This is a genomic window from uncultured Dokdonia sp. (assembly GCF_947496725.1).
In the GTDB taxonomy this organism is placed as follows: Bacteria; Bacteroidota; Bacteroidia; order Flavobacteriales; family Flavobacteriaceae; genus Dokdonia.
On record NZ_CANMDS010000005.1, the window covers coordinates 242,437 to 260,399 of the forward strand.

14 protein-coding genes are annotated in these 17,963 nt (G+C 38.5%); 12 read left to right on the forward strand and 2 right to left on the reverse strand.

Annotated elements, in window-relative coordinates:
* Positions 1-108: 108 nt before the first annotated feature.
* The 8 genes from ruvA (at position 109) to Q0948_RS12365 (ending at position 13,492) form a co-directional block, all read left to right on the forward strand.
* A complete protein-coding gene (ruvA, locus tag Q0948_RS12330) occupies positions 109-690 on the forward strand; it encodes a Holliday junction branch migration protein RuvA (protein ID WP_298353140.1) in 582 nt (193 codons plus the stop codon).
* A gap of 7 nt (positions 691-697) precedes the next feature.
* Positions 698-8,167, forward strand: a complete 7,470-nt coding sequence (gene sprA, locus Q0948_RS12335; RefSeq protein ID WP_298353143.1) for a cell surface protein SprA — start codon at positions 698-700, stop codon at positions 8,165-8,167.
* Between the two features lie 109 nt (positions 8,168-8,276).
* Entirely contained in the window at positions 8,277-8,657 is a 381-nt protein-coding gene (gene gcvH, locus Q0948_RS12340; RefSeq protein ID WP_298353145.1) for a glycine cleavage system protein GcvH, read from the forward strand.
* On the forward strand, positions 8,635-9,045 hold the full coding sequence (locus Q0948_RS12345; RefSeq protein ID WP_298353148.1) for a VanZ family protein: 411 nt from the start codon (positions 8,635-8,637) through the stop codon (positions 9,043-9,045). The genes gcvH and Q0948_RS12345 overlap by 23 nt, the downstream gene beginning before the upstream one ends.
* 54 nt (positions 9,046-9,099) lie before the next feature.
* Entirely contained in the window at positions 9,100-9,828 is a 729-nt protein-coding gene (locus Q0948_RS12350; protein WP_035327197.1) for an energy transducer TonB, read from the forward strand.
* A gap of 151 nt (positions 9,829-9,979) precedes the next feature.
* Positions 9,980-10,771 carry an energy transducer TonB gene (locus Q0948_RS12355; RefSeq protein ID WP_298353152.1) on the forward strand — a complete coding sequence of 264 codons (792 nt, stop codon included), beginning with the start codon at positions 9,980-9,982 and terminating at the stop codon, positions 10,769-10,771.
* Between the two features lie 95 nt (positions 10,772-10,866).
* Positions 10,867-12,990 (forward strand): gliding motility protein RemB, encoded by a 2,124-nt coding sequence (locus Q0948_RS12360; protein WP_298353154.1) that lies wholly within the window; start codon positions 10,867-10,869, stop codon positions 12,988-12,990.
* 82 nt (positions 12,991-13,072) lie between these two features.
* Positions 13,073-13,492 (forward strand): hypothetical protein, encoded by a 420-nt coding sequence (locus tag Q0948_RS12365; protein ID WP_298353157.1) that lies wholly within the window; start codon positions 13,073-13,075, stop codon positions 13,490-13,492.
* A 2-nt stretch (positions 13,493-13,494) separates the two neighbouring features.
* Here the strand turns inward: Q0948_RS12365 and Q0948_RS12370 are convergent, their stop codons facing one another.
* Complete coding sequence (locus Q0948_RS12370) at positions 13,495-13,863, reverse strand: glyoxalase (RefSeq protein ID WP_298353160.1); 369 nt, start codon at positions 13,861-13,863, stop codon at positions 13,495-13,497.
* A gap of 6 nt (positions 13,864-13,869) precedes the next feature.
* Complete coding sequence (locus Q0948_RS12375; protein ID WP_298353163.1) at positions 13,870-14,757, reverse strand: MBL fold metallo-hydrolase; 888 nt, start codon at positions 14,755-14,757, stop codon at positions 13,870-13,872.
* A gap of 167 nt (positions 14,758-14,924) precedes the next feature.
* Between Q0948_RS12375 and cyoE the strand changes: the two genes are divergently transcribed.
* The 4 genes from cyoE to Q0948_RS12395 all read left to right on the forward strand — a co-directional run bounded on the left by cyoE (position 14,925) and on the right by Q0948_RS12395 (position 17,907).
* The gene (gene cyoE / locus Q0948_RS12380; protein ID WP_298353166.1) at positions 14,925-15,818 is read left to right on the forward strand and encodes a heme o synthase; all 894 of its coding nucleotides are present in this window, start codon (positions 14,925-14,927) and stop codon (positions 15,816-15,818) included.
* Entirely contained in the window at positions 15,819-16,400 is a 582-nt protein-coding gene (locus Q0948_RS12385; RefSeq protein ID WP_298353169.1) for a cytochrome c oxidase subunit 3, read from the forward strand.
* 120 nt (positions 16,401-16,520) lie between these two features.
* On the forward strand, positions 16,521-17,498 hold the full coding sequence (locus tag Q0948_RS12390; protein WP_298353172.1) for a cytochrome c oxidase subunit 3: 978 nt from the start codon (positions 16,521-16,523) through the stop codon (positions 17,496-17,498).
* Between the two features lie 25 nt (positions 17,499-17,523).
* The gene (locus tag Q0948_RS12395; RefSeq protein ID WP_035327215.1) at positions 17,524-17,907 is read left to right on the forward strand and encodes a cytochrome C oxidase subunit IV family protein; all 384 of its coding nucleotides are present in this window, start codon (positions 17,524-17,526) and stop codon (positions 17,905-17,907) included.
* Positions 17,908-17,963 lie beyond the last annotated feature (56 nt).

The window sequence follows — 17,963 nt, forward strand, 5'->3', positions numbered from 1 at the left end:
TAAGACGCGATGTAATGTTGTTAAAAGCTTTCGCGAAAGCGGTAGGATAAAATAACATTTCTCCTAGGCATAAATTTCTTACATTTACGCACCTTAAAATTCTGTTAAATGATTACGCACCTAAGCGGTAGACTTATAGAAAAGAATCCTACACACGTTGTATTAGATTGCAATGGCGTGGGGTATTTTATAAATATCTCTCTATATACTTTTGGGCAACTAGGCGATAGTGAAGCGCTCAAATTATACACACATCTTCAAGTTAAGGAAGATAGTCATACGCTTTTTGGGTTTATGGAGGTGATGGAGCGTGAGATTTTCAGACTATTGTTATCTGTTTCTGGTATAGGGGCAAGTACGGCAAGAACAATGCTGTCTTCACTTGAGCCTAATCAAATCAAGCAAGCCATTGCGTCAAACGATGTGGCGACCATACAGAGTATAAAGGGAATAGGAGCAAAAACGGCGCAACGTGTCATTTTAGATCTTAAGGATAAAATACTTAAAGTATACGATATCAGTACTGAAAGTGCTATGCAAAGCAATACTAATAAAGATGAGGCGTTATCTGCTTTAGAGACTTTAGGATTTGCGCGTAAACAGGCAGAGAAAGTATGTCTGGCTATCACAAAAGAAAAGCCAGATGCGAGCGTAGAGACTATTATTAAAGAGGCATTAAAAAAACTGTAGGTCTATTTTGAAGCGAAATTATTACTTGAATTTACGTGTAGCGGTATTGTTTATTGCGGTTGTCTTTATAGGTAACCTAAGTGCTATAGCACAAGAGGAGGATCCTAATGAAAATGAAGAGAGCGCCACACCTGCGACTTTCTCCTTAGGGAGCCTTGTTTTACCTAACCCAAATAGTATTGTAGCAAAGTACACCTACGACCCTGTGCTAGATAGGTACATTTACACCGAAGAGCTGGGTGCTTTTAATGTTACTTACCCGCTTATACTTACTCCAGAAGAATATGAAAAACGTGTGCGTGATGAGCAAATGCGTCAATATTTTAGAGAAAAAATTACGGCAATAGATGGTCGTGCAGATGAGGATGACTCTAGAAATAGCCTTGTAAAATCCCTGTATGTAAAAAATGATCTTTTTGAATCTATTTTTGGAGGAGATGAGATTACGTTTACACCACAAGGTTCTGTAGAGATGGATCTCGGGCTGTTATTTACAAAGCAAGATAACCCTGCTTTTTCTCCTCGTAATAGAAGAAATTTTACATTTGACTTTGACCAGCGTATAAGTCTTAGTTTATTAGGGCAAGTAGGTGAACGCCTCCAGATCACAGCAAACTATGATACGGAGTCTACCTTTAATTTTCAGAATCAAATAAAACTAGAATACACCCCTACTGAGGATGATATCATCCAGAAGATAGAAGTGGGTAACGTGTCTATGCCTCTTAATAGTGCATTGATACAGGGGTCTCAAAGCCTTTTTGGTGTTAAGACCGAGTTACAGTTTGGTAAAACTAGGGTAACTGCAGTATTTTCAGAAAATCAATCACAACCTAAAACGGTTACCGCAGAGGGTGGAGCAACGGTACAAGAATTTGAAGTTCCTGCGCTTAACTATGATGAGAATCGTCACTTCTTCTTAGCACATTACTTTAGAGATACGTACAACGAGGCTTTAGAGAATTATCCTTTTATAGATAACAGAGGAGTGCAAGTAACGCGTGTAGAGGTGTGGATTACAAATAGACAAAACCAAACTACAAACGCACGTAACATTGTTGCGATACAAGACATAGGAGAGTCTGATCCTACAAACATAGGGGTGAACGCTGGAGCAAACCCTGGTTTTATAAACAGTAGTGCAAATGCTTTTCCAGATAACAGAAATAACGATTTTAACCCAAGAGGAATAAACGATGCCTCTGTGCAGTCACAGTTAACACCTGCTATACGGGATGTTGCTACTGTGGGTCAGGGTTTTGGTAGTGTTACGGTGCAAGATGGTACAGATTATGTGCTTTTAGAAAACGCACGTAAGCTAGATAACTCGCAGTTTACATTATATCCAGGTCTTGGTTATATCTCATTAAATCAGCGCCTTAATAATGATGAGGTGCTGGGTGTAGCTTTCCAGTACACCGTAGGAGGGCAAGTATACCAAGTAGGAGAATTTGCAAATGATGGTGTAAATGCTACAGAAGGAAGTAGACCAGATGCAGATATGGACGGAATACCAGATATTGCAGATGCTGATAGCCCGGTAACCCGCCCAGATGATGATAACGACGGTATTGCAAATGATGCAGATGCAGATAGAAATGGGGATGGTATTTTAAACGGACAAGATGCAGATGGTGATGGTATACTAGATACTGTGATACCAGCTGGTCAGGCAGGCAGCCCTGTGAACCTTGTGGTAAAAATGCTTAAGAGTAACCTCACCAATGTAGAGGAGCCTATATGGGATCTGATGATGAAGAACATCTACCCACTAGGAGCTTTTCAATTAGAGCAGGAAGGTTTTAGGTTAAACATCGTATATGCAGATCCTTCGCCTATTAATTTTATCTCTCCAGTCGCAGGTGAGCCATTACCAACACTCTTTGATGGTGTAAATAATGACAACACGATGGATGAAGGTCAAGATCGTGGTGCGCTTGAGAGTAATACGTTATTGCGACTTTTTAATCTTGATAGACTAACTACTTTTGGTGACCCACAAGTAGGTGGAGATGGATTTTTTGATTTTGTGCCAGGTGTTACTGTACACGTACAAAACGGTAGTATTGTATTTACTACGGTTGAGCCTTTTGGAGAAAATCTATTTGATTTACTAAGTATTAACGATGGAGCAGAAAGTTATGAAAACTCAGATACTTATAATGCGCATCAAGATAAGTATGTTTATAGCTCACTCTATCAATCTACAAAAACAATAGCAAGAGACAATGCAGAGAAGAACAAGTTCTTGCTTAAGGGGCGCTACAAATCTGCACAAGAGCAGGGTATCCCACTAGGTGCTTTTAATATTCCTCAAGGTTCTGTTACGGTAACGGCTGGTGGTCGTGTGCTTGTAGAAGGTCTTGATTATACGGTAAACTATCAATTAGGGCGTGTTATTATTTTAGACAAATCACTTGAGGCATCTGGAATTCCTATTTCTGCATCTGTTGAGAACAACACTATTTTTGGTCAACAGAATAAGCGTTTTACAGGCATTAATGTTGAACACCAGTTTAGTGAAAACTTCATAGTAGGAGGTACTTTTTTAAATTTAAATGAAAGACCGCTTACGCAAAAAGCTACATATAACTTTGAACCTATAAATAATACCATTGTAGGTCTTAATGCAAGCTACTCGACAGAGCTGCCTTTCTTAACGAGATGGGTAAATAAACTACCTAACATTGATACAGATGTACCTTCTAACTTATCTGTACGAGGAGAAGTTGCTTACTTACTTCCAGGGCAGCCTAAGGGAACAGATTTTAATGGTGAGGCTACTTCTTATATAGATGACTTTGAAGGGTCACAAACATCAATAGATATAGGAGGGCCCTTGCAGTGGAACTTGTCATCACCTCCAGTAGGTTTTGGTGGCGAATTTGCAAATGGTGACCTTGCAACAGGATATCGTCGTGCAAAATTTGCTTGGTATACTATTGATCCTATTTTTTATAATAACCAGAGACCTGATGGGATTTCTGATGATGACCTTTCATTACCAGAAACACGTCGTGTGTTTAGGGACGAAATCTTCCCACAACAAGATATAATATCTGGTCAAACGCAAGCCCTTTTTACGCTTGACTTGGCTTATTTTCCAGATCAAAGAGGGCCTTATAACTTTAGCCCAGAAGCCGTAGACGGAACATTATCTAATCCTCAAGAGAATTTTGGGGGTATCACAAGGCAATTAACCTCTACAGATTTTGAACAAGCAAATGTTGAATTTGTTGAGTTCTGGTTACTAGATCCTTTTTATGCAGATGGAGATACCACAAGCCCAGGAGGAAATCTAACTTTAAACCTAGGTAGTATTTCTGAAGATATCCTTAAGGACGGTCGTAAGCAATATGAAAATGGATTACCTAATGATGGTGGAGAGGTAGGAACCTCAGAAACGGTATGGGGAAAAGTGCCAACTAACCAGTCATTAGTATATGCTTTTGATACAGAAGGTCAGGAGCGTACCAATCAAGATATAGGGTATGACGGTCTTAGTGATGCAGAAGAAATGATAGAGTTTCCAAACTTTGCAAACTTACCTGACCCAGCTGGTGATAACTATAATTACTTCCTTAATACTGAGGGAGGAGTTGTAGAGCGTTATAGAGATTATAATAATAATCAAGGTAACTCACCTGTAGAGGTCACACAAACCAATCGTGGTTCTACAACCTTTCCAGATGTAGAAGATGTAAACCGTGACAACACAATGAACACGGTAGATGCATACTTTGAGTATGAATTACCTATCAATCCTGCGTCACTTAGTGTAGAAAACAATCCATTTGTCACAGATGTAAGAGAGCTTACAGTAACAACTCAAAATGGATCACAATTACCTACGAGATGGGTGCAGTTTAGAGTGCCAATTAACCAGGCGACTAATGTGGTAGGGGGTATTAATGACTTTAGAGCAATCCGTTTTATGCGTATGTATATGAGCGGGTGGCAAGAAGATGTTGTACTTCGTTTTGGTACACTAGATTTAGTGCGTGGAGACTTTAGAAGATATTTACTTTCATTAGATCCTAATGAAAATACAGAGATAAATGATGGTGACAACACACTTTTTGAAGTTGCTGCAGTAAATATTGAGGCAAACGAAACTAGAGAGCCTGTTCCTTATGCATTACCTCCAGGTGTAATAAGAGAGCGCCTTAACAACAACAATAATAACATAAGACAAAACGAGCAGTCTCTTTCTTTAAGAGTTGAAAACCTTGAAGAGCAGGATGCGCGAGGAGTATATAAGTATTATTCTCTCGATATGCGACAGTATAAAAATCTTAAGATGTTTATGCACGCAGAGCCTATTATTGAAAATGGGCTAGACAATCAAAATGTTGTAGGATTTATTAGAATGGGAACTGACCTTAATTCTAATTTCTATCAAATAGAGCTACCACTCGCACCTACACCATTTAATGTTTCTAACCAAGATAGAGAGGCGATTTGGCCAGCGGGTAATGAGTTAGATCTACCATTAGAATTGCTGCAAACCATAAAATCTAAAGTAATCGCAGGAGATGTAGAGTCTGATCCAGATGATATAACTTATTTTGATCAAAATGGAGATCGTATTCTTAATCCTGAGGAAGCCTGTTATGAAGAAGGTCAACTTCGTATAGGTATACAGGGTCTCCCTAGTTTTGGAGATGTGAGAACGTTAATGCTAGGGGTTAAAAATGGAAACCCTACTAGTAACCAGGCAATGGGTTGCTCACCAGGAGAGATAGGGGCAGAGGTTTGGTTTAATGAGCTTCGTTTATCTGACCTTACTAATGAAGGTGGGTATGCAGGTATTGTAAGTCTTGATGGTAACATTGCAGACTTTGCAAATGTATCTGCTACAGGTAGAGTGAGTACAGTTGGTTTTGGTAGTGTTGAGCAAAATGCTGGAGAACGTAGTCTCGAAGATGTAATGCAGTATGACGTAGTTACAAATCTTAATGCGGGACAATTATTACCTAAAAAATGGGGTGTACAACTACCGCTTAACTATTCTATAGGAGAGCAAAGCATCACACCTAAGTTTGATCCCCTTTATGAAGATGTTGAGCTAGATACATCACTTGATAATGCGGCAGATCAAGAGCAAAGAGATCAGATAGAAGACTATGCTATAGATTATACGAAGCGTCAAAGTTTTAATGCAATAGGTGTGCGTAAAGAACGTACAAACACAGATCGTAAACCTATGCCGTATGATGTAGAAAACCTTACCTTCTCATACTCATATAGCCAGACAGATCATAAGGATTTTGAGATTGAAGAATCATTAGATCAAAATGTGAGATTAGGAGGGACCTATAATTTTAATTTTAACTCAAAGCCTGTTGAGCCATTTGCAAAGAACGATAGCCTCTTTACAGGGAAGTACTATAAATTCTTAAAGGATTTTAATTTTAACTACCTGCCTTCTAGTGTGGCGGTGCAATCTAACATTGTACGCCAGCGTAACGAGCAAAAATTTAGAGATGTATTTGCAAATGATGGTGATATAGCTTTACCACGTTTATTTCAACGTAACTATTTATTTGACTGGGGGTATGCTATTGACTTTCCTATCACAAAAAGTCTTAGATTCAATTATAATATGAATCATAATCGTGTGGTGAGAAACTATCTCGATAGTGATGGTACTCCTTCATTTCTAGATGATGATGGTCAAGAGATAGCTGGTTTTGGTATTTATGATGGATTCTTAGATGTAGGTACGCCAGACACACACTTTGGAGTATTACAGCTTAACTATGACTTACCATTTGACAAGTTTCCATTTACAGAATGGATTACAGCAACCTATGCATATACAGCAAACTATAGGTGGCAGCGTGGGTCACAGCAATTCCAAGTTTTAGAAAATATACCAGAGATTGGGAACAGTGTAGAAAACACAAACACCCACGCTATAAATGGTACATTAGATATGGAGAAGCTCTATAAATATGTGGGGCTTAATAAAAAGAAAAAGAAGCGCGCAACAGCCTCTAGACCTAGAGGGCTACCATCGCCAGAAGATGATCGTAAGACATCAGATAGACAGCGTAAACAAGCGCAAGATCAAGATGCAAGTAGTGGTAGTTTAAGCGGTTCAGATAAGGCGCTTAATACAGGCGTAAGTTTGCTTACAGCCATAAAAAGGGTACAGGTCTCTTATGAAGAGCAAAACGGTCTTTACTTACCTGGATATTTACCAACTGTAGGGTTTACAGGGAGTTTGAAACCTACACCAGGATTTATCTTTGGTAGTCAGGCAGAGGTGCGAGAACTCGCCGCTAGTAATGGGTGGCTCACACTATTTCAAGATTTTAATGAGCAGTATCGTGAGGTTGAGAGTAGAAACTTAGGTATTCAGGCAAGAATAGGATTATTAAAGGATCTTGATATTGATCTTAATATGAATAGAGTTTATCAAGAAAACTATCAAGAAAATTACCGAGTAGACCCAGAAACCTTGCAGTACGAGTCTCTTACGGGTAATAGCTTTGGTAGATTTAATATTTCAACACTACTCATCGCCACTGCTTTTAATGAGAGCACATCAGATTTTTCTGAAACATTTAATACGTTTAGAGAAAACAGGCTAGCAGTTGCAGATAGGCTCGCATCAGAATTTTATGGAGGAGCAGGTTTTGAGAGAGATGAAAACGGCTTTCCAGAAGGTTTTGGAAGAACTAACCAGCGTGTATTATTACCAGCATTTTTATCGGCATATAGTGGTCGAGATGTAAATAAGACAGATTCTGGTTTCTTAAGAAATGTACCGCTTCCTAACTGGAACATTAAGTACACAGGACTTATGAACTTAGACTGGTTTAGAGATAAGTTTAAGAGGTTCTCAGTGCAACACGGTTACACAGCTGGATATAGTGTAAATAATTTCCAGACCAACCTTGCTTATGATAGAAGTACAGACAGAGATCCAGAGACAGCTCAGAGAGATCAAGCGGGCAACTTCTTAAATGAAACATTGCTAGGCAACGTTACCCTTACAGAGCAGTTTACACCACTAGTGCGTATAGACTTTGAGATGAAAAACTCAGTAAAAATCCTTGCAGAGGTTAAGCGCGATAGAGCACTTGGCTTAAGCTTTGATAACAACCTGCTCACAGAGATTAAAGGTAATGAGTACATACTAGGACTAGGGTATCGTATCAAAGACCTTCGTTTTGTCACAAACTTTGGAGGTTCACGTAGAGTGCTTAAAAGTGATTTAAACTTTAAGGCAGATTTATCCCTTAGGCAAAACGAGACTATTATAAGATATCTAGATATCGATAATAGTCAGACCACACAGGGTCAAGACATCTATGGGTTGCGCTTTACAGCAGACTATGCGCTTACTAAAAACTTAACAGCACTTTTCTATTACGACCATACATTTTCGACATTTGCTATATCAACGGCATTTCCACAAACTACCATTCGATCAGGATTTACCTTAAGATATAACTTTGGAAACTAAAATAGTTACGCTTTCGCGAAAGCTAGATGCTATAGAATATATATTTAATAAAAGATTATAATTATTTTCGCGTAAGCATACTTTAAACATATAATTAATACCACCAAAAATGAATATACCAGCAGAGTTAAAATACACAAAAGACCACGAGTGGATCCGTATAGAAGGAGATCTAGCCGTAGTAGGAATCACAGATTTTGCTCAAGGTGAGCTAGGAGACATCGTTTACGTTGAGGTAGAAACTCTTGACGAGACATTAGAAAAAGATGAGGTCTTTGGAACAGTAGAAGCTGTAAAAACAGTTTCTGATCTTTTCTTACCACTTTCTGGAGAGATAGTAGCTTTTAATGAAGGTCTTGAAGATGAGCCAGAAACGGTAAACAGTGATGCATATGGAGCTGGCTGGATGATAAAAATTAAGTTTTCTGACGCTTCAGAAATAGAAGAGCTTTTAAGTGCAGAAGCATATGGAGAGCTCATCGGTGGGTAAAATCATAGGAGTTGTTGCTACTCTTTATACGATACTATTAACTATAGGCTCACTTATTAAGCCTGTGGATGTAGTTCCTAAAGTAACTAACATAGATAAGCTCCTGCACGCAGGAGCTTATTTTGGTCTTGCCGTACTCTGGTTATTGTTTTACTTTATGTATAAGAAGATAACAGTAAAAAAGAGTGCACACCTTAAGATCTATCTCATTATCGCTTTAATTTTAATAGGTTACGGCATAGTGATTGAGGTAATGCAAGGAAGCTTAACCGCATATAGACAGCCAGATGGCTGGGATGTGCTTGCAAATACAATAGGTGTCCTTTGTGGATGTTTATGCTTTGCTTTGTTTTTTAAGAAATTTAAAGCGTTAAATACGCTATATTAATTTCTATAGTGATAATAATTTTGCTATTTTAGCTATCTACTTAACACATTAATTATGGAACCCAAGAAAAATCCAAAAGCAGATCTTCGTAAAAGGAGTGTGCTCTTTTTTCAGTTAGGACTCATCGCAGTTCTAGCACTTACGTATATCACTATAGAGTGGAAAACGTATGACAACGCTGCTGTTGATATAGGGCAGTTAGATCTTGATGATCTTGATGACGAAGAAATTCCAATCACGGAGTTAAATACGCCTCCACCACCACCTCCACCACCACCGCCACCAGCGCCGGAAATTATTGAGGTTGTAGAAGATGAAGAAGAAATAGAGGAAACCGTAATTGAGTCTACAGAGACAGATGCCGAAGAGGAAATCGTTGAAGTAGAAGAAGTAGAGGTAGTAGAAGAAGAAGAAGAAATTGCAGATGTACCATTTGCAGTTATTGAAAACGTGCCTATCTTCCCTGGTTGTGAGTCTATGAAGAACAACGATCAGCGTAAAAAGTGTATGTCTGAAAAGGTAAGTAAACTTGTAAACAAGAAGTTTAATACTGAGTTAGGAAGTGACCTTGGTCTTTCTGGAATAAACAGAATCTTTGTTAGTTTCAAGATTGATAAAAAAGGAAACATTACAAACATACGTTCACGTGCTCCGCACCCTAGACTTCAAACAGAAGCAGAGCGTGTAATTAGATTGTTACCTAAAATGACACCAGGTAAGCAACGTGGTAAGCCAGTAGGAGTATTATACTCTCTACCTATTACATTTAAAGTAGAAGACTAGTCTATACGTCTTAATTTATATAAAAACTGCCTCAGCGATGAGGCAGTTTTTTTTTGTGTAAAAAAAAGAGACCACCGCTAGGTGATCTCTTAGTTTGGCTTGCTTCTTGATTCGTTTTAAGAATTGTTCAACATTTTTAAAACCATATCCTATGGAAAATTCCAAAGAAGGTACGACTGTTCGCCAAAACAGCACGTACACATCAAGCCGCAAACACGAGGCAAATTTACGAAGAAATCCCACGCTTCATTTTCAAATTGGGTTAATCTTAGCACTTCTCGCATCCATCTTCTTTATAGAAATGCGCACTGTAGAAAAGGATTTTGCAGTAGTTGAGCCTACCGAAAGTTATGACGAAGTCTATACGATAGGAGAAGTCCGGGTAGAGAAGAAGGAGGTAAAAGTCAAGAAAAAGGTACAGCCTAAAAAGCAGCAAGAACCTAAAGTACTTGACAATATCAAAAAGCAAGAAGATGATGTAAAAGACTTGATAGAAGATCTTACATCAGACTCAGAGCCCGACGATACTAAGATGGTAGAACCAGGTAGTGTTACAGAGGTAGAGGAGCCTGTAGAGCCGGAGATGGTTCCCTTTGTTGCTATTGAGACCGTTCCGCTTTTTCCAGGTTGTGAGGGTCTTAGTGATAATGACGAGCGCCGTGACTGTATGAGTGCAAACATCTCAAAATTTGTTTCTAAAAAGTTTAGAGCCGAAAGAGGAGAGGGCTTAGGTCTAGAGGGTGTAAATCGTATTTACGTAAACTTTAAGATAGATAAGTTTGGTAAAGTGGTAGATGTAATCGCAAAGGCCCCGCACCCTAAACTAGAGAAGGAAGCGTTGCGAGTAGCAAGATTATTGCCAGATATGACTCCTGGTAAGCAGGGAGGGAAAGATGTAGCTGTCTTATTTTCACTACCTATAATCTTTGAAATCAGAGACTAAATGAATTAATTTACGTTAAGAATCCCGTTACCTAAGGTGGCGGGATTTTTTGTGCAATAAACCCTATCTTTCGGCTGCAAACATCACGGCTTATTATGCATAAATACCTCTTTCTTTTTGTCTCTTTTATAGCAACTTCTATAACAGCTCAGGTTACGACTAGTGATTTTGAAAAATATCCTGTTTTTCCAGGCTGTGAGACTATGGATATCGCACAACTGCAAGATTGTTTTAATGAGAAGTTTATTGCGCATATACTTGACAATTTTGAGGTGCCAGCTGTGGTGAGTCAAGATAACTTTCAAGGTAAAATGGTCATCCTTTTTGAGGTTACTAAAACAGGTGATTTTAAGCTGCTTTATACAGATGCGATGTATCCAGAGCTTAAAACCGCTGCTCAGGATGTTTTTAAGACGCTGCCTCAAGTTGCGCCGGCTACCTATAATGGAGAGCCTACGTACCTGCAGTTTACAATGCCCGTTTTATTACCACTAGATAGAAATGCTGTAGATGCGATGATCGTGGGAGACGATGGTAATTCCGCTTTCGCGAAAGCGGAAAAAGAAACCTTAAATCCTATGCAGCAAGAGTATGACCGCATTAAAAATCTCAAGTTTGATGATGAGAATGAATACACGAGTGGGCTAAATATCCCTTTCTCACATCAAGTATATAGTAGGTTTGACCAAGAGCTTAATCTTGTGGGGACAAATGCACATACGGCAAGCAAGCCTTTTTTATATAACAGGGTAAACCCATATTATAATTTTAAAGAGAAGAAAGATGCACTGCTCAAGGAGAAGTCTACGTGGTTTGGTAGAAAGTGGTCTAACGAGCATATGGTGCAAATACAAGGTGAAGATTACTGGATCACTCTAGATCCTGCAGCAGATTTGCAACTAGGTTATGAAACCGATGATGCAAAAATTAATGACTTTACATATAACAATACCAGAGCTGTTTATCTGCAAGGAGGGCTTGGTAAGAAGATAAACTTCTTTGCAGCAGTGTATGAGAGTCAAGGACGCTTCCCAAGATATTTTGACGCCATAGCTAGGTCATTGCGACCAGATGGAGGAAACCCAGCTGTTATACCGGGAAGAGGCATTGCAAAGGAGGGTACAAATGGAGACCTTGATTATCCGGTTGCAGAGGGATATGTGTCATACACACCGTCTAAGTATTTTAATATACAGCTAGGGCACGGTAAGCAATTTATAGGAGATGGGTATAGATCATTGTTACTTAGTGATAATGCCAGTTACTTTCCTTACTTAAAACTCAATACTACATTCTGGAAGTTTAAGTATACAAATACTTGGACCTCGCTGCGTGACGTGCGACCAGAGGTGACTGCAGATGGTGCTTTCCGCACAAAGTATATGAGCAATCACTATCTAAGCTGGAATGTCTCAAAACGATTAAACGTAGGTCTCTTTGAGTCTGTAATATGGGAAAATGAAAATGGTAGAGGTTTTGATTTTAATTTCTTAAACCCAGTAATTTTTTACAGAGCCATTGAGTTTTCTACAGGATCAAGAGGAGGAAATGCACTTATAGGTCTTACAGGTAAATACAAGGTAAATGACCGAGTAAACGTGTACGGGCAGATTGTAATTGACGAATTTTCGGCGGGAGATGTTTTTAATGGTAGCCAGAGTTATAAAAATAAACAAGGTTTTCAGCTAGGGGCAAAGTATTATGACGCCTTTGGAATTAAAAATCTTACACTACAAGGTGAGTATAATCAAGTGAGACCATATGTGTACTCTAATAATGAGATACAGCTCAATTATGGTCACACTAACCAGTCACTAGCACATCAATGGGGAGCAAACTTTAAGGAGCTCATAGGTATTGCTAGATATGAGCGTGATCGCTGGTATGGAACTGCAAAGCTCATTGTAGGTGCTCGTGGAGTTGAGATAGGTGATATAAACGAGGTGTATTATGGAGGTAGCATTTATGGTAATGATGAGAATAGACCCTCAGATAACGGGATTGCATTTTTTCAAGGTAATAAAGTAACTAGTGTGTATGGTGATCTGGAGCTAGGGTATCTCATAAACCCCGCTACAAATTTAAAAGTATATGTAAACCCAATATATCGCTCTCAAACGGCAGATGTTCAAGAAGCGTCACTTGGGATTGACACTAAAACACTATGGTTTAATGTAGGTTTTAGAACAGATCTCTTTAACTGGTATTACGATTACTAGATAAATAGATAGTACATACTATTTGAATAAGAGTGCTCGTTATTTGTAAAGGCGAGAAACTACTTTATCAATCCATTGTGCTATGTTATCCAAAATCAACCTTCTCTGGGTGGTTGTCGCTGTGCTTCTTGTCTCTTGTGCTCAAAAAAAGGAGTGTCATAATACACAACGCAACCCAATACTTGCCTCAAATATTTACTCTAGCAAAGCGTATCAAGCGGAGCTGTATAGACTTATAAAAGAAAGCCCAGATGTAGATTACTACTATGAGATGAGGGAAGAGATCTTTGGTCAAGTGTATCTTGTCGTGAGTGCATATGGAGATGCTTTTTGTGGTAAGCTCTGCCTAGTCATCTCAGAAGAGGATGCTTCTCGCATAGCCATAGACGCTAGTAAAGGTTATCAAGGCGCGCAGCTTATAGGTCTAAAGTATAAAAAGAAAGAAACTGCTTATGCTTTATCGAGTCTCGTTTATGACTCTATGGAGTATCTAGTAGATTGATCTTACTTAAAATTACCTATGTGCCATAGTATACCTGAGGGATCGTGTAAAAAGAACTCGCGTCCCCAGTCATTATTTACAATATTAGAGAGCTTTACATTTTTAAATCGCTCACTAAGTTGCAATGAGTGTAGGTGTGAGAGATACTCATCAAGCTGTATTACTTCTAAAAAGAGCATTGTATTATCTACCCAGTCTTTTACATAAGCATCTTGTAAATAAAAGCCAAAGCCTTCTCGTGTAAACAGTGTCATATCTGGAGAGATCATACGTTCTTCAAATCCAATGGTTTTGTAAAAGGCACTTGAGGTTTTAAAGTCTTTTGAGCCTATAAAAGGCCTTATGGATTTGATGTGTATCTCTGAGCTCATATGCGTTTAGTTTTCATTCGTTTCTAACTCTTGCAAAATGCTTTTGTAAACTGTACTTCTAAATTTTGGTCCAGAGATAAAATCTTTTGCTGTTTCTGCATCTGTAAAAAACGAGCTTGTTATAGACTCCATTGCGGTAACCTCTTCTAAAGATACATTGTTTTGAGCAGCTTTTTTTACCTCACTATATATGGCAACGAGCATATCGTGATATTTCTGGTAGTCTGCCTTTGTTGCGAGTGACCCGTGGCCAGGGATGATTTTTGTGTCATTATTGATGAGCATCAATCCTTTTTTTGCAGCGGCAATATCACCTTTTATGCTTCCGCCTCTGTTTATATCTATAAAGGGGAATCGCCCGTTAAAGAACGTATCGCCAGTGTGAAGTACGTTACTTTGTGCAAAATAGACTAAAGCATCACCATCTGTATGTGCATTGTGCACGTGTGTTAAAAACACATCATCTCCATTTTGATAGAAGGTTGCATCCTCACTAAAGGTGATTACTGGTAGTCCTGCATTTGCAGTATTTTCATTTTCTGATAGTCTTTTACGCACATTGTCGTGTGCAACAATCATTGCGCCGGCCGCCTCAAAATTTGCATTACCACCACTGTGATCACCGTGAAAGTGTGTGTTTACAAGAAACTTTACAGGTTGTGGTGAGATGGTTTTTATAGCTGCGGTAATTTTATCACTAAGTGGCGCAAACTGATCATCTATCATAAATACACCATCTTCACCGGTAGATATGCCTATGTTTCCGCCGGCACCTTGTAGCATATATATGTGGTCTGACACTTCTTTTACGGTAATTTCTACATTATCAAAGCGCCCTTGAGCGCCACTGAGTGTAGTGTATAATAAGATGATTAATAGTGCAAAGTACTTCATAATAGCAGATCTTTTTTTTTGGATGTAGTCGCAAGTTATTAATTACGCTTTCGCGAAAGCGCAATTTTAACAATCCCTTGTGTAAAGCTTTCATTTTTTATGAGTTGTACAGATTGCTTTTGTGAGGTATCTTTGCACGACAAAAATTAAAGCAAAAATTACAGTCTTTGAGCGACGTTGCAGTACATACAGAAACCTATTCGGCTTGGTACGATTTTAAGGAAATCACAAAGATGCGCTTATCTATAAGTGTTGTCTTTTCTAGTGTTGCTGGTTACTTTCTTGCGGCAGATACTATAGACTGGCTTGTAGTGGCACTCTTGTCTGTAGGTGGTTACTTTATGGTAGGAGCCTCTAATGCTTATAACCAGGTGCTAGAGAGAGATCTTGATGCACTTATGGATCGTACTAAAAACAGACCCGTAGCCTCTGGGCGTATGTCTGTAAGTACGGCGCTTGCTATAGCAATACTATTTACCATATTAGGGCTAGGTACGTTATGGTACATAAACCCACAGACAGCAATGTTTGGTGGGATTTCTATTTTTATGTATGTACTATTATACACGCCACTTAAGACTAAAACGCCATTATCTGTTTTTGTAGGAGCCTTTCCAGGTGCGATACCGTATATGCTGGGTTGGGTAGCTGCGACAAATGATTTTGGTATTGAGCCAGGTACACTGTTTATGATACAGTTTTTCTGGCAATTTCCTCACTTTTGGGCAATAGGGTGGTTTCTTTTTGATGACTATAAAAAAGGAGGCTTTGCTATGTTACCTACGGGTAAACGCGATAAGGGTACGGCCTTGCAGATTGTGCTATACACGGTCTGGACGGTACTTATTTCACTAGTTCCTGCCTTTGGGGTAACGGGAGATTTATTTTTATCACCTATATCTGCCATTGTAGTGGGAGCTTTAGGATTATTTATGCTGTACTGGGCAATAAAATTGTACCAGAACAGAGACGCAAAAACAGCCAAACGACTAATGCTTTCAAGTGTAACGTATATTACACTACTTCAGATAGTTTTTGTAGTAGATAAATTTTTAAGATAGATGGATTATACTCAAGGAGGAGAACGATTAAAAGAAGAGCGTGCAAAAAAGCAAATGCTCTGGTTTGGAATAATAAGTTTATGTATGACCTTTGGAGGACTTACAAGTGCTTACATTGTGAGTATGGAGCGTCGCGACTGGCTAGAAACTTATGATTTTCCACAAGCACTTATCATATCTACAGTGCTTATTGTGATAAGTAGTGTGACCATACACTTTGCAAAAAATGCAATAATTAATAACAAAAAGGGTCTGGGTACGGCGCTATTGTTAATCACTTTTTTACTAGGCTTAGGTTTTGTGGCTTCACAATTTGCTGGTTTTGCATCATTTCAAGAGCAAGGCTTTTATTTTACAGGAGCTTCTAGTAATATTACCACGACATTTTTATTTTTAATTATAGCGGTTCACATCGCACACGTAGTAGCGGGATTTATTGCTCTTTTGGTAGTGATTATTAATCATTTAAGAGGTAAGTATTCGGCAGAGAGCCATTTAGGATTGTCGCTAGGAGTCACGTTTTGGCACTTTTTAGACATTTTATGGGTCTTTTTATTTGTGTTATTATTTGTGACAAAATAGAGATTGTGAGAACGCTTTCGCGAAAGCGTATCTAAAACCATTATAAATCGGAGTCTGAGTGTTGAATTCCGAATAGAAAATACTTATTTTTGCAACCATTAAATTAACCAATTCTTACGAATGGACACGACTGTGACACATAATAACTCTGAGGAAGGAACTTGGAGTGGTGGAAATCAACCACTAAAAGCGAGCTACGGAAAACTAATGATGTGGTTTTTTATCGTATCTGATGCATTAACCTTTTCTGGGTTTCTTGCGGCTTACGGTTTTTCAAGATTTAAATTTATTGATGCTTGGCCTATAGCAGATGAGGTTTTTACCCACGTACCTTTTGTACACGGTAACTTCCCTATGATCTATGTTGCCTTTATGACATTTGTTTTAATTATGTCTTCTGTAACTATGGTACTTGCTGTAGACGCAGGTCATCACTTAAAACATAAGAGTGTAGCATTCTATATGTTCTTAACGATTATAGGAGGTATTATCTTCGTAGGGTCACAAGGATGGGAGTGGGCAACTTTTATCAAGGGAGACTTTGGAGCAGTAGAGACTAAGGGTGGTAAAATCCTTCAGTTTGTAGATACAGAAGGTAACCGTCTTGCCCTTGCAGACTTTGCTATTGAGCAGGCTAGCGAGCGTGAGCAACACTTAGGTAAAAACGGTATCTGGTATGATCAAGAGGCTACACCTACAACATACTCTATAGAGGAGGTAAAAGCAGGATTTGCTGCTACGCCTAATGCACTTATACGTATACAAACACTTACAGAAGATGGTGAGAAAACGGTACTCTCTAGAGAAGCGTCACTTGCTAAGCTTAACAAAGATGGTAAGCAAGTAGTAGAAGGAGCAAACCTTATACACAACGAGTATGGAGCACCACTATTTGCAGATTTCTTTTTCTTTATTACAGGTTTTCACGGTTTCCACGTATTTTCTGGGGTACTAATTAATATCATTATTTTCTTTAATGTGGTGTTAGGTACTTACGAGAGAAGAGGACACTATGAGATGGTTGAAAAGGTTGGGTTATACTGGCACTTTGTAGACCTTGTATGGGTATTTGTATTTACATTCTTCTACCTAGTTTAATTTACCACGCAGACAGTTATATATTATGGCACACGAACATAAACTTGCAATATTTAGAGGAACTTTAAAGTTCAAAAATAACATTCAGAAAATCTGGGGTGTACTTATATTTTTAACCTTAGTAACAGCTGTAGAGGTTGTACTAGGTATCTATAAGCCAGAATTCTTAATAGAAACTACATTTATAAGAATGAAGCTTCTTAACTGGATCTTCATTATACTTACTATAGTTAAGGCTTACTATATCACTTGGGACTTTATGCATATGCGTGATGAAGTTAAGGGATTAAGAAGAGCTGTAGTTTGGACAGGTATATTCCTTATTTGTTACTTAGTATTTATACTACTTACAGAAGGAGATTACATCTTTGAGGTTTACAACAACGGTTTCCAGAGTTGGGATTTTTAAGAATCAAACAGTATTTATAAAGCGACTTTCGGGTCGCTTTTTTTATGCGTTTTAAT

Coding starts and splice junctions, on each gene's coding strand:
- Q0948_RS12395 (WP_035327215.1), top strand. CDS start 17,524: ATGGCACACGAACATAAACTTGCAATATTTAGAGGAACTTTAAAGTTC.
- Q0948_RS12390 (WP_298353172.1), top strand. CDS start 16,521: ATGGACACGACTGTGACACATAATAACTCTGAGGAAGGAACTTGGAGT.
- Q0948_RS12350 (WP_035327197.1), top strand. CDS start 9,100: ATGGAACCCAAGAAAAATCCAAAAGCAGATCTTCGTAAAAGGAGTGTG.
- Q0948_RS12365 (WP_298353157.1), top strand. CDS start 13,073: ATGTTATCCAAAATCAACCTTCTCTGGGTGGTTGTCGCTGTGCTTCTT.
- ruvA (WP_298353140.1), top strand. CDS start 109: ATGATTACGCACCTAAGCGGTAGACTTATAGAAAAGAATCCTACACAC.
- Q0948_RS12385 (WP_298353169.1), top strand. CDS start 15,819: ATGGATTATACTCAAGGAGGAGAACGATTAAAAGAAGAGCGTGCAAAA.
- gcvH (WP_298353145.1), top strand. CDS start 8,277: ATGAATATACCAGCAGAGTTAAAATACACAAAAGACCACGAGTGGATC.
- Q0948_RS12370 (WP_298353160.1), bottom strand. CDS start 13,863: ATGAGCTCAGAGATACACATCAAATCCATAAGGCCTTTTATAGGCTCA.
- Q0948_RS12355 (WP_298353152.1), top strand. CDS start 9,980: ATGGAAAATTCCAAAGAAGGTACGACTGTTCGCCAAAACAGCACGTAC.
- Q0948_RS12360 (WP_298353154.1), top strand. CDS start 10,867: ATGCATAAATACCTCTTTCTTTTTGTCTCTTTTATAGCAACTTCTATA.
- Q0948_RS12345 (WP_298353148.1), top strand. CDS start 8,635: ATGGAGAGCTCATCGGTGGGTAAAATCATAGGAGTTGTTGCTACTCTT.
- Q0948_RS12375 (WP_298353163.1), bottom strand. CDS start 14,757: ATGAAGTACTTTGCACTATTAATCATCTTATTATACACTACACTCAGT.